At 63.5% G+C, this 12,643-nt stretch carries 12 protein-coding genes and 1 tRNA gene; 7 read left to right on the plus strand and 6 right to left on the minus strand.

The genetic code is table 11. The annotated features are described in order from the left end of the window. Positions 1-1,072, plus strand: a 1,072-nt coding sequence (locus tag Q1V51_RS07150) for a Glu/Leu/Phe/Val dehydrogenase dimerization domain-containing protein (RefSeq protein WP_300554621.1), incomplete at its 5' end; no start/stop codon positions are given. Positions 1,073-1,138: 66 nt separating this feature from the next. Here Q1V51_RS07150 and Q1V51_RS07155 read toward each other — a convergent pair. From Q1V51_RS07155 to Q1V51_RS07170, 4 genes are all read right to left on the minus strand, one after another. Then, positions 1,139-2,161 carry an ABC transporter ATP-binding protein gene (locus Q1V51_RS07155; RefSeq protein WP_300554624.1) on the minus strand — a complete coding sequence of 341 codons (1,023 nt, stop codon included), beginning with the start codon at positions 2,159-2,161 and terminating at the stop codon, positions 1,139-1,141. Continuing rightward, the gene (locus Q1V51_RS07160) at positions 2,154-3,785 is read right to left on the minus strand and encodes an iron ABC transporter permease (protein ID WP_300554627.1); all 1,632 of its coding nucleotides are present in this window, start codon (positions 3,783-3,785) and stop codon (positions 2,154-2,156) included. Before Q1V51_RS07160 ends, Q1V51_RS07155 begins: the two co-directional genes overlap by 8 nt. Then, entirely contained in the window at positions 3,782-4,819 is a 1,038-nt protein-coding gene (locus Q1V51_RS07165; protein WP_300554629.1) for an extracellular solute-binding protein, read from the minus strand. The genes Q1V51_RS07160 and Q1V51_RS07165 overlap by 4 nt, the downstream gene beginning before the upstream one ends. Before the next feature lie 139 nt (positions 4,820-4,958). Then, positions 4,959-5,033: transfer RNA gene (locus tag Q1V51_RS07170), tRNA-Val, on the minus strand. Positions 5,034-5,278: 245 nt separating this feature from the next. Between Q1V51_RS07170 and Q1V51_RS07175 the strand changes: the two genes are divergently transcribed. After that, entirely contained in the window at positions 5,279-5,497 is a 219-nt protein-coding gene (locus Q1V51_RS07175; RefSeq protein ID WP_300527915.1) for a phosphoglycolate phosphatase, read from the plus strand. Here Q1V51_RS07175 and Q1V51_RS07180 read toward each other — a convergent pair. Continuing rightward, complete coding sequence (locus tag Q1V51_RS07180) at positions 5,494-6,192, minus strand: HAD hydrolase-like protein (RefSeq protein ID WP_300554632.1); 699 nt, start codon at positions 6,190-6,192, stop codon at positions 5,494-5,496. The two genes, Q1V51_RS07175 and Q1V51_RS07180, sit on opposite strands and share 4 nt — an antisense overlap. 110 nt (positions 6,193-6,302) lie before the next feature. Between Q1V51_RS07180 and Q1V51_RS07185 the strand changes: the two genes are divergently transcribed. From Q1V51_RS07185 to Q1V51_RS07205, 5 genes are all read left to right on the plus strand, one after another. Beyond that, positions 6,303-7,211, plus strand: a complete 909-nt coding sequence (locus tag Q1V51_RS07185) for an NTP transferase domain-containing protein (protein WP_300554635.1) — start codon at positions 6,303-6,305, stop codon at positions 7,209-7,211. A 158-nt stretch (positions 7,212-7,369) separates the two neighbouring features. After that, on the plus strand, positions 7,370-8,854 hold the full coding sequence (locus Q1V51_RS07190; RefSeq protein ID WP_300554637.1) for an NAD-dependent succinate-semialdehyde dehydrogenase: 1,485 nt from the start codon (positions 7,370-7,372) through the stop codon (positions 8,852-8,854). After that, positions 8,854-9,552, plus strand: coding sequence for a ribose-5-phosphate isomerase RpiA (gene rpiA, locus Q1V51_RS07195; RefSeq protein WP_300554640.1), 699 nt, complete (start codon positions 8,854-8,856; stop codon positions 9,550-9,552). The genes Q1V51_RS07190 and rpiA overlap by 1 nt, the downstream gene beginning before the upstream one ends. 9 nt (positions 9,553-9,561) lie before the next feature. Then, positions 9,562-10,950 (plus strand): glutathione-disulfide reductase, encoded by a 1,389-nt coding sequence (gor, locus tag Q1V51_RS07200; protein ID WP_300554643.1) that lies wholly within the window; start codon positions 9,562-9,564, stop codon positions 10,948-10,950. A gap of 1 nt (position 10,951) precedes the next feature. Next, positions 10,952-12,322, plus strand: coding sequence for a class II 3-deoxy-7-phosphoheptulonate synthase (locus tag Q1V51_RS07205; RefSeq protein WP_300554646.1), 1,371 nt, complete (start codon positions 10,952-10,954; stop codon positions 12,320-12,322). 83 nt (positions 12,323-12,405) lie between these two features. Here Q1V51_RS07205 and Q1V51_RS07210 read toward each other — a convergent pair. Further along, the coding region (locus Q1V51_RS07210; protein ID WP_300554649.1) for an HU family DNA-binding protein at positions 12,406-12,643 on the minus strand (238 nt) is incomplete at its 5' end.

Consider the following 12,643-nt stretch of genomic DNA (forward strand, 5'->3'; position numbering starts at 1 on the left):
CGACAACCACGAAAAAATCCTGTTTGCGACCGATGAGAAGACCGGCCTCAAGGCCATCATCGGCGTGCACTCCACCGCAACCGGCCCCGGCGCCGGCGGCTGCCGCATGTGGTCCTATCCCAGCTCGGCCGAAGCGCTGGAAGATGTTCTGCGCCTGTCCCAGGGCATGAGCTACAAGAACATCATGGCCGGCCTGCCCATCGGTGGCGGCAAGTCTGTGATCATGAAGCCGGAGGGCGATTTTGACCGCAAGGCGCTGTTCGAGGCCTTCGGCCGCGCCGTTGAAAGCCTCGGTGGTCAGTACATCACGGCGGAAGATGTCGGTGTCAGCCCGGCAGACATGATGGCCGTGCGCTCCTCGACCAAGAATGTGGTCGGCCTGCCGGAAGGCCAGGCGGCGACCGGCGATCCGTCACCGGTGACCGCTGAGGGCGTGTTCCGCGGCATGAAGGTCTGCGTCGAGCGCGGCCTCGGCAAGTCCGACCTGTCCGGCGTGCGTATCGCCGTTCAGGGCGCAGCCGGCCATGTCGGAGCCTATCTCTGCGGCCATCTGGCCAATGCTGGTGCTGAGCTGTTCATCACCGACATCAACGAGCCGGGCCTGAAGGAGCTGGAAGCCGAGCACGGCGCCAAGATTGTCGGTCTTGATGAGATCTACGGTCTCGACGTCGATGTTTTCGCACCGTGTGCGCTGGGCGCCGTCATCAATGAAGACACGATCGACCAGATCCAGGCCAAGATCATCGCCGGTGCCGCCAATAACCAGCTCAAGACCCGCGAAATGGGTGCCGAGCTGCAAAAGCGCGGCAAGATCTACGCGCCGGATTATGTCCTCAATGCCGGCGGCATCATCAATGTGATGAGCGAGATTGGTATCGGCATCATGGGCAAGCCGGCCAGCGATTATGATAGCGGCTGGGTCGAGAACAAGCTGGTGGGTCTGGAAAAGACCCTCGGCGAGATCCTCGATCTGTCCGACAAGGAAGGCCGCCCGTCCAACATCATCGCCGACGAGATCGCTCGTAACCGTATCGAGGATGCGCGCTCCGGCAAGGTGATGGAAGACGCTTAAGAGCGCTCATTCCGCCAGAAGTTGCAGAAACCCCGCTCGATTGAGCGGGGTTTTTTGTATTCTGCATCAGGAGCGGTTGGCGACGATATGCGTAAAGGCCGTGTCCAGCTCTAGCCCTGTCCGGTCGCCCGCCCTCAGGGCGCTCGCAGCCGGTGCGTTGGCGTACCAGAGAGCGCCGTCAGCCGCTTTCAGGCTCAGCTGCCGTTCGGCGCCGGCATAGCGGCTTTCCACGACTTCAAATGTTTCGCCATCAACGGCGATCAGGCCGGCCGGCCGGATGATGACATCAACTGGCTTGCCCGGTTCGATATCCTGGCAGGCGAGGGCGCCGAACGGGGTTTCGACCCTGCCAGCCTCGACCTCGCCGGACAGGACATTCGCATCGCCGACCAGGCGCGCGGCCGCGGCACTCACCGGCTTGAACCACACGTCTTCCGGCGTTCCGGTCTGTACGATGACACCATCGAGCATGAGGGCCAGCGTGTCGGCAACGTCGAGCGCTTCCTCGGCGTCATGGGTCACAATCAGGGCAGCGGCGCCGGCCCGTTTCAGCGCGGCCACGGTGCGCGCGCGGACAGCGCTGCGCAGGCGCCGGTCAAGGCCGGAAAAGGGTTCGTCCAACAGCATGACTTGCGGCTTGGGCGCCAGGGCCCGGGCCAGGGCGACCCGTTGTTGCTCGCCGCCGGAAAGCTCGTGCGGGAATTTGCGGGCCTTGTCGCCCAGCTCAGCCGCTCCGAGCTGGACCATGGCCTGGGCCTTGCGGTCGGAACCGGTGAGGCCGAAGGCGACATTGTCGAGCGCGTTCATGTGGGGAAACAGGGCATAGTCCTGGAATACCAGTCCGACCTTGCGCTGTTCCGGCGGCAAATGGGTGCCGGCCTCGCTCCAGACGGTGTCACCGAAACGGATCTCGCCGATATCAAGCTGTTCCAGCCCTGCAATGGCCCGCAACAGGGTCGACTTGCCGCTGCCTGACGGGCCGAGCAAGGCTGTGACTTGGCCCGGTTGCAGGTCCAGATCCGCTCCTTTCAGCGCCGCATGCTCGCCGGCAAAGGTGCGGCAGGCACCACGTACCGTCAGATCAGTCATCGCGTTCCCCGGACTTCGCGTCCTGCGACAGGTAGCGGGCAACGAGCGCCATGGGAAGCAGGGCGGTCAGCGTAATCGCCAGGGAAGGAAGGGCGGCTTCGCCGAGACGTTCATCCGACGCGAAATTGTGGGCCGTGACGGCCAGGGTATCGAAATTGAAAGGACGCAGGATCATTGTCGCCGGCAATTCCTTGAGCACTTCGACAAAGACCAGCAGTCCGGCTGCGGCGACACCGGAGGCAATCAGCGGCCAGTGCACGCGGCGCAGCAGGGTCCAGCCCGTGGCACCCAATGTGCGGGCCGCCCCGTCCAGTGTCGGCGTGACGCGTCCCAGCGCGGTTTCAGCCGGGCCAATGGCCGCCGCAGCGAAGCGCGAAAGATAGGCAAAGATCAGGGCGCCGGCACCACCCGTGAGCAGGATCGGGAAGACCTCGCCCGTCATTCCGCGCCAGAGCGGGTCGAGCCAGCCCTGGATGCCGGAAAGGATGGCCAGCACGCCGACCGCCGCTACGGCGCCCGGCACTGCATAGCCCAGCCCGGCGAGCCGGGCCGCGCCGGTGGCGATGCGTCCGCGTGTGCGCAGGGCATAGGCGGTCAGGAGGCCGAGGCCCGCGGCGATGAGGGCGCTTGTCCCGGCCAGGAAGAGCGAATTGGCGGCCGCTTCCATGACGTCCGGCGTATAGGCCGCGTTCAGCGCGCGCCAGCCCAGGCGGGCGAGGGGAATGACCAGGCCGAGCAGCAGCGGCAGGGCGCACAGGGTGAGGGCACCCATGCCCGTCCATCCGGTCAGCTGCAATCGTGTGGCTGGGCGGTGCCGACCCGATGCCGCGCTGGTCCGTGCGCGTTGTCGCTGGGCGCGTTCCAGCGAAAAGATGAACAGGGCAATGAGCACCAGGACCAGCGAGAGCCGGGCTGCATCGAGTAGCGAGCCCGCGCCTGACCAGGCCCGGATCAGCCCAATCGACAGGGTAGGCGCGCCCAGATGGCTCACTGTGCCGTAATCAGCGAGGCTCTCCATGATGACCAGCGCCAGGCCGGCGGCGATGGCCGGGCGGGCCATGGGCAGGGCGACACGCCGGAAGGCTGTGAGGGGGCTGGCTCCGAGTGTCCGGGCGGCCTGCACGGCGTCGGCTGACTGGGCGGCAAAGGCGTCGCGGGCCAGCAGGTAGACGTAAGGGTAGAGTACCAGGGCGAACATCAGCCCGGCGCCCCAGGCGCCGCGAATGGTCGGGAAGAGCCCCGCCGTCGCGACATCAAGCGGACCCCCGGCCTGGCTCAGGTCCAGCCAGGCATAGGCGGCGACATAGGCCGGCATGGCCAGTGGCAGAACCAGAACCCACGAGAGGATGTCGCGGCCGGGGAAGGTACAGCGGGCGATGAGCCAGCCCAGTCCTGTCCCGATCACTCCCGCGCCGGCGGCAGCGATCAGGCCGACCTGAGCCGAGGTCAGCAGATACACCGGCAGCCGGGTTTCAGCGAGGTGGAGAAGGTAGTCGCTTGCTCCGCCGGACAGGGCAATCCAGGCGACAGCCAGAATGGGCGCCGCGCACACCAGGGCGGCCAGCACGGCAAAGGGCGTCAATGCCGGCCGGGCTGTTGCCTTGACAGTGCGGCCTGAACTCACGGCCAGTCGACGCGATCAAAGACGCGTTGCGCGGCGGCGTTATTCTCGCCCAGGACATCAATGGCGATGTCATCCGCGGTGAAGGGCAGCATTCCTGCGAGGACGTCATTGTCCCATTGCGAGTCGGCGATGACCGGGAATTCATTCGTCATTTCAGCAAATTTGCGCTGGGAGTCGGCTGACAGCAGGTATTCAATGAAAATCCGGGCCTCCTCGGCATTGGGGGCGTTGGCCGCGATGCCGGCGCCGGAGATGTTGACGTGCGTGCCGGTCGTTTCCTGGTTCGGGAAGACCAGGGTCGAAGCCGCCGCCACCGCGCGGTCCGCTTCATCATTCGAACGCGCCATCATGGCGTAATAATAGTGGTTCGTAATCGCCACATCACATTCACCCGCCGCAATACCGCGGAGCTGGTCTCGGTCACCGCCCTGCGGTGCGCGGGCCAGGTTGGCGGCAATCGCTGCGGCCCAGGCTTCGGCGGCTTCCTCACCTTCATGGGCGATCAGGCCGGCCAGAAGCGACTGGTTGTAGACATTGCCCGAACTGCGCACGCAGATCCGGCCTTCCCAGCGCGGATCTGCGAGGTCGGCGTATGAGGTGATCTCGCCGGCTTCGACGCGATCATTGGAATAGGCGATGACGCGGGCGCGGGACGCAAAGGCAACCCAGTGTCCATCCGGGTCGACCATATTGGCCGCAATACCGTCGATGTTGGAGAAATCGCTGACCGCGAACAGGCCGGCTTCTTCGGCGCGATGCAGGCGGGCGGCATCAACGGTAAGAATAATGTCGGCCGGGCTGCGCTCGCCATCGACCCGAACCCGTTCGATCAACTGATCGCCGCTGGCCTGAAGCACATTGACCTCGATACCGGTGGCTGCGGTGAAGTCTGCATAGACGGCTTCATCACTGGAGTAGTGCCGCGCCGTGTAGAGATTGACGGAACGAGCTTCGCTCTCCTCGCCAGAGGGAGCGGACTGGCTGCAAGCGGTCAATGCCGTGGCCGCGGCGAGGGCTGGAATCAGAAAGCGCATTTGAGGTCCAATCGGTCTGTTTCGCCGGTTGGATGCCACTATTGAGAACGTTTCGCAAGTATTGCGGGCAGAAACACCATGCGGCATTCCGTCCGGAATCGCCTTGATGGCTGCATCTGGTTGCAAAAGAGGGTGGAAATGGTGGGCGATACTGGGATTGAACCAGTGACCCCCTCGGTGTGAACGAGGTGCTCTCCCGCTGAGCTAATCGCCCGGAATTCCGGAAAGCGGCTTAATACGCACGGCCATCCGACGGGTCAACTACATGCGGGAGTTGAACAGCATCTGCATTTCATCTTGGGTGCGACAACTTGACACACCTTCATGCTCTCGTCATATTCCGCCAGCCCCTATATCACCCCGCGCACACCGGGGTGCCCAAGGCGTGGGCCCCGAATTCCACCGGATTGGAAATCAATACCGGCCGAAGCTTTTCCGGCCGCGTAGGAGGTTTTGTTGATGAGTAACGATCTGTGCACGCCGGATGGCGCGCGTCGCCTGAAATCCCGCATTGAAGCCTACTGGGCGGAGCGCGGCTATGACGTGTCTGTCGACCTGGTCGATGCGGGCTTCATGCCGGCAATGCGCTCGGCTCGTACCGACGTCCGTTCGAACCTGGTGAACGGCATGCCGCCGCGCCCGGCTAACGATCAGGGTCGCGAGCGCCGTACGGCCTAAGCAGACCTTGGCTGCCACAGGGCAGCCAGCGATTCAGGTACATGACTGAATTCATGAATCAGCCGGTCGGCTCCCAGCGAGCCGGCCGGCTGTTCGCTATAACCATAGCTCATAATCAGACAGGGCACGCCGGCCGCCCGGGCCGCGTCGGCATCGGGCGCGCTGTCGCCGACCATGCCGGCATAGCGGTGACCCTGACCCAGCGCATCGTGCACATGATCCGCCGCCGGCTTCTTTGCCGCCGTGCGCTCTGGCCCGATGACCCGGTCGAAATAGCGGCTCAACCCCAGCTTCTGCAGCAATAGATCGGACAGTACGGACGGCTTGTTGGTACACACCGATAGGCTGGCCCCGGCCTGTTGCATGGCGGCCAGGGTTTCCTCGACCTCGGGAAAGACCCGGCTCTCCGCCGCAACATCGGCCTTGTAGACCTCGATGAATTCGCTCACCAGCGCGACCGCGGTCTCATCCTCCAACGCGACACCCTGGCGCGCATGGGCCCGCTCGATAAGCGCGCGGGCGCCCCGGCCGACCATGGCGCGGACATCGTCCACCAGGACATCGCTCAGCCCGCGTGGTCGAATCACGGCGTTGAGGGCGCGCACCAGGTCGGGCGCGGTGTCGACCAGCGTGCCGTCGAGATCGAAAGCGATCGAGGCCTGGGAAAACAGCTCTGGGGCCAGGGAGTGCGGCATGATCGGAAGGCCTTGTCGATTGTTGTCAAAAGCATGCTTACGCGCTTAGTCCGGATAGGCTATAGCCCGAATACACATCCGCATCCTATTGATCGCAAAAGGAGGGTTGCATGACGCGTGCGCGCGCAGCCGTCATCCTCGCCGCCGGCCAGGGCACCCGCATGAAATCCAAGACCGTGAAGGTCCTGCACGCTGTTGGCGGCCGGGCCATGCTGGACTGGAGCGTGGAACTCGCTCATCAGAGCCATGCCGCGAAAACTCTCGTGGTCTATGGTGCGCACTCCCCGGCCGTTAAGGCCGCGGCCGAAGCGCTGGGTTGCGACACGGCCCTGCAGGACCCGCCGCAAGGGACCGGGCATGCCGTGCAATCCGCCCAGCATGCTCTGGCCGGGTTCGAGGGTGATGCCATCGTCCTTTATGCCGATACCCCGCTGATCCGGCCGGAGACCGTGGAGCGCGTGTTTGCCGCGCTGGGAGAGGGGGCTGGCGTGGCCGTCCTGGGCTTTCGCCCGGAAGACCCGGCCGCCTATGGCCGGCTGATAACTGACGACACCGGCCATCTGGACCGGATTGTCGAGTTCAAGGACGCCAACGCGCAGGAACGCGCCGTCAACCTGGTCAATTCCGGGGTGCTGGCCGCGCCGGCCAAGCTTTTGTTCGAGTGGCTCTCTCGGGTGACCAATGACAATGCCAATGGCGAGTACTACCTGACGGACGTCGTCGGGCTGGCGCGCGCTGACGGTCACAAGGCCGTTGTGGTTGAGGCCGATGCCGGAGAGGTTCTGGGCGTCAATTCGCGCACTGACCTCGCTGATGCGGAGGCGGCCTTCCAGCAACGCAAGCGGGCCGAGGCGATGGCGGCGGGCGTAACGCTGGTCGCACCGGAAACCGTTTTCTTCGCTCATGACACGGGCTTTGCCCGCGATGTGGTTATCGAACCCCATGTCGTAATCGGCCCGGGGGTCACCCTGGAGGAAGACAGCCGTGTGCCTGCTTTCAGCCGTCTGGGTGAAGAATAGGGTGCGAAGCCCGCCGCCGCCGCCTATATCCGGCAGGTGAGACCGGCGCCGGATCAATCGACGCTTGCCGCACCGCATCCGCGTGTGCCTTTTGAACAGAATGAGAAATGGCCGGTGCGGCTATCGTCCGCTCCGGTATCCCAAGGGAGAGCCGCCCCATGAGTGTTGCCGAACTGACCTCCGCCGCCGAACGCCTCAAGGATCAAAGCCTGTGGCAGACCAAGTCCTATATCGATGGGGAATGGGTGGAGGGCAGTGCCAGCTTTGCCGTCACCAATCCGGCCAATAATGCCTTGCTGGCCGATGTCGCCGATGTCGGGGCTGCTGGTGCGCGCCAGGCGGTTGCCGCAGCATCGCGGGCCTTCGAGACTTGGAAGAAGACATCGCCCTTCCAGCGTGCAGCGCTCCTAATGCGCTGGCACCAGCTGATCCTGGAAAATGTTGATGACCTGGCAGCCCTGATCACGCTGGAGATGGGCAAGGCCTATCGCGAGGCGCAAGGCGAGGTGGTCTACGGCGCCAGCTTTATCGAATGGTCAGCGGAAGAGGCCAAGCGCATCCACGGTGAAACCATGGCAACGCCGTTCCCGGGCACGCGCGGCTGGACCACGCGCCAGCCGATCGGTGTGGTCGCCTGCATCACGCCCTGGAACTTTCCCAATGCCATGATCACCCGCAAATGCGCCCCGGCTCTGGCTGCGGGCTGCACCATGGTGATCAAGCCGGCACCGGAAACGCCGTTGTCCGCTCTGGCTCTGGCCGTCCTGGCTGAGCGCGCCGGTATCCCCAAGGGCGTTTTCAACGTGATCTGCGGTGATGCCGAACAGCTTGGCCCGGTTATGACGGAAGCGCCGGACGTCCGCATGATCGGCTTCACCGGTTCCACCGCAGTCGGCAAGCTGTTGATGCGTCAGGCGGCCGATGGTGTGAAACGCGTCGCGCTCGAGCTCGGCGGCAATGCGCCCTTTATCGTTATGGATGATGCTGACCCCGAGGTCGCGGCCGATGGCATCATTGCCTCGAAGTACCGCGTTTCCGGTCAGACCTGTGTCTCCGCCAACCGCATCATCGCCCAGCCGGGCATTGCAGATGCGCTGGTCGCGGCGCTGCAAAAGCGCGTTGATGCCCTCAAGCCGGGCGATGGGTTTGATGGCTCCACCGATATCGGCCCGCTGATCCACCATGAGGCCGTTGAACGGGTCGACGCGCTGGTGAAGGACGCTCGCGACAGCGGGGCGACGATCCTGGCCGGTGGCAAGCCGCTGACCGACGAGCTGGGTGGGGCATTCTATGCGCCGACCCTGATCGAGGGTGGCAACCCGTCCATGGATCTGGCCTGTTTCGAAATCTTCGGCCCGGTGGCCTCGATCTACCGCGCCGAGACCGAGGATGAGATCATCAAGCTGGCCAATGACACGCCCTATGGGCTGGCCGCCTATCTCTACACCAATGATGTCACCCGCATTCACCGTATGACCGAAGCACTCGAGTACGGGATGATCGGCGTCAATGCGCCCATGGTCGGCGCTGCCTCGACACCGTTCGGCGGGGTAAAGGAAAGTGGCATCGGCCGCGAAGGCGGCAAGTGGGGTGTCGAAGAGTTCACCGAGTTGCGCTACGTCCTCCTCGGCGGGATCGAGTAATGAGCGATCGCCAGAAGACCCATGCCGCCGCAGCGGCGCTGGATTATATCGAAGACGGTATGACGATCGGCCTCGGTTCCGGCTCGACGGCGGAAATCTTCGTCCGCCTCCTGGCCGAGCGGGTTCAGGACGGGCTTTCCATCAAGGGTGTGCCGACCTCGGAGCAGACCGCCGATCTGGCCCGCGAGCTCGGTGTACCGCTGGTCGACGTCGATCATGTCGATCACATCGCGGTGACCGTGGACGGCGCTGACGAGGTGGACGGCCGCTTTCAGCTCATCAAGGGCGGCGGCGGACGGCATCTGCGCGAGAAGATCATCGCCCAGGCCTCAGACCTGATGGTGGTCATCGTCGATGAAGGCAAGCTTGTGGATACGCTGGGGAAATTCCCGCTGCCAGTCGAAGTCGACACCTTCGGCTTTTCCATCGCCGCCAAGCAGATCTTCGACGGCCTGCGCTCGGCCGGGGTGAAACAGCCCGACGTACACTTGCGCCGAAAGGGTGACGGGCTCGCCCCTTTCATCACGGATGGCGGCAACTACATACTCGACTGTGCTTGCGAGGCCATCCCGGATGCCCGCGCAGTCGACCAGGCGCTCAAGGCCATTCCCGGCGTTGTCGAGCATGGCCTGTTTATCAATCTCGCTCGCGTCGTGATTGTCGGTGAGGACAATCAGGCCCGGGTGATGGAGTTGTAGGCGGATCAAATGACCCAATACAATTACGACCTCTTCGTTATCGGCGCCGGTTCCGGCGGTGTGCGCGCGGCGCGCATGGCCAAGCGTCACGGCGCCGGCAAGGTTGCCGTGGCCGAGGAATATCGCGTCGGCGGTACGTGTGTGATCCGTGGCTGTGTGCCCAAGAAACTGCTCGTCTACGCCAGCGAGTTCTCCAAGCAGTTCAAGCTCGCTGAGAGCTTTGGCTGGGATGTTGGCGAGAGTACGTTCAGCTGGGAAAACCTGATCGAGGCCAAGGATGCCGAGATCGACCGTCTCTCCGGTATCTACTGGCGAAACCTGTCCAATTCCGGTGTTGAGGTCATTGCGGACCGGGCCGTGTTCGAGGATGCGCACACCATCCGCCTGGTCAATACCGGCAAGACCGTCACGGCCGACAAGATCCTGATCGCAGTCGGCGGAGCGCCGTTCGTGCCTGACATCGAGGGCGCGGAGCTGGGCATCACGTCCAACGAGGCGTTTCATCTAGAGACGCTGCCTGAGCATGTCGTTATCGCCGGCGGTGGCTATATCGCCTGTGAATTCGCGCAGATCTTCCAGGGCATGGGCTCGAATGTCTGTCAGGTCTATCGCGGCGATACGGTGCTGCGCGGCTTCGATGATGATGTCCGCAGCCAGGTTCATTCCGAGCTGGTCCGTTCCGGTGTCCGGGTGATCACCCATACAGTCTTTGAAAAGATTGAAGATATCGGCGGCGGCAAGAAACGCGTCCATCTCACCAACGGGACGCAACTGGATGCCGATGTGGTTATGTATGCCATCGGGCGTAACCCCTATGTCGAAGGGCTCGGGCTTGAAAAGGCGGGCGTCGAGCTGGCTGAGAACGGGGCAATCCAGGTCGATGCCTATTCCCAGACCAGCGTCGACAACATCTATGCGGTGGGCGATGTGACCAACCGGGTCAATCTGACGCCAGTCGCGATCCGTGAGGGTGCGGCATTTGCAGCAACGGTGTTTGGCGGCAAGCCGACGGCCTATGACCATTCCGACATTGCCTCGGCGGTCTTTACCCAGCCGCCGGTCGGTTCGGTCGGTCTGTCGGAAGCCGATGCGCGTAAAGAGTTCAAAAATATCGATATTTACAAGACCAGCTTCCGTCCAATGAAGCTGTCCCTGACCAATATCGAGTCCCGCATGATGATGAAACTGGTGGTTGATGGGGACACCCAGCGGGTGCTCGGCGTGCATATTGTTGGCCCCGATGCTCCGGAGATGATCCAGCTCGCAGGTATTGCGGTGAAGGCGGGTTTGACCAAGGATCAGTATGACGCGGCATGCGCTGTGCATCCGACAAGTGCAGAAGAGCTGGTGACCATGAATGAGAAATGGACACCCCCGGAGTTGAAAGCGGCTGAGTAACATGACCTGGTCCCCCCGTTCCTGGAGAGAAAAACCCGTTCTGCAGATGCCGAACTACAAGGATCAGGCGGCGCTTGATCGCGTGATCGGTGAACTGTCAGCTCGGCCTGCACTGGTGTTTGCCGGAGAAGCGCGCCGCCTGCGCAAGCAGCTGGCGGATGTGACGGCGGGGAACGCTTTCCTGCTCCAGGGCGGTGATTGCGCGGAGAGCTTCAAGGAATTCTCCACCGAAGGCGTGCGGGATACGTTCCGTGTCCTGCTGCAAATGGCCGTGGTGCTCACCTTCGCCGCCTCCAAGCCGGTCGTGAAGGTTGGCCGGATTGCCGGGCAGTTCGCCAAGCCGCGCTCGGCCGACATGGAGACCCGTGATGGCGTTTCCTTGCCGAGCTATCGTGGCGACAGCGTCAATGATGCAGCCTTTACCCCGGAATCACGCGAGCCTAATCCGGAGCGCCTGATCCGCGCCTATGACCAGTCCGCTTCGACGCTGAACCTGCTGCGTGCCTTTGCCTCGGGCGGTTATGCTGACCTCAACAATGTGCACCAGTGGACGCTGGATTTCGTCAAGGACAGCCCGGCGGCAGAGCGTTATGCGGAAACCGCCTCTCGCATTTCCGAGGCGCTGGACTTCATGAAGGCCTGTGGTGTGGGCCGTGACAGCGCCCCGTCGCTGGAAAGCGTCGACTTCTTCACCAGCCATGAAGCCCTGCACCTGCCGTTCGAGGAAGCGCTGACCCGACGTGATCCCAATTCCGGTCGCTGGTACGCCACGTCTGCGCACATGATCTGGATTGGCGAGCGCACCCGTCAGCTCGACCACGCCCATGTCGAATACGCGCAGGGCATCGCCAATCCGGTCGGTGTGAAATGCGGTCCGACGATGACGCCGGACGTGCTGCTGCCTCTGATCGACGCGCTCAACCCGAACAATGAGGCGGGCCGTCTGGTCCTGATCACTCGCATGGGCGCCAATAATGTACGTGAAAAACTGCCGGCGCTGGCGCGGGCGGTGACGCAGGCGGGCAAGAATGTCGTCTGGTCGAGTGATCCCATGCACGGCAATACCGTGAAGACGGGCAATGGCTACAAGACGCGCGAGTTCGACAAGGTCCTCAACGAGCTCGAGGGCTTCATGGATGTGCTCTACGCCGAAGGCGCTTATCCGGGCGGTGTTCATTTCGAGATGACCGGCCGCGATGTGACCGAATGTGTGGGCGGCGCCAAGACCGTGACCGAGGCCGATCTGGCCTCGCGCTATCACACCCATTGCGATCCGCGCCTCAATGCCGACCAGGCGCTGGATATGGCCTTCCGCATCGCCGAGAGCCTGAAGCGGGTGCGCGCCAATAATTCGGGCGCTCACGCCGCCTGATTAGGGCGCTGACAACCGGGCAAGAAAAAACGCCGCCGGGCTTGAGCTCGGCGGCGTTTCTCTAAGAACCCTGTGGGGTAATCTTAGATGTCTTTCAGCGCAGCGGCCGGGCGGAAAGCCGCCTGGGTGCGTGCCTTGGACATCATCTTTTCGCCGGTGCGCGGGTTGCGCACTTCGCGTGCTTCGCGGTGCTTGGCGTAGAAGGTGCCGAAGCCAGCGAGCTGAACGCTGTCATTGCCCTTCACGGAGCCGACGATGGCTTCGATAGCAGCGTCGACAGCGTCGCCTGCTTGAGCACGGGACAGGCCGGTTTTGTCGCTT

The organism is Maricaulis sp. (genome assembly GCF_030149235.1).
Taxonomy (GTDB): Bacteria; Pseudomonadota; Alphaproteobacteria; order Caulobacterales; family Maricaulaceae; genus Maricaulis.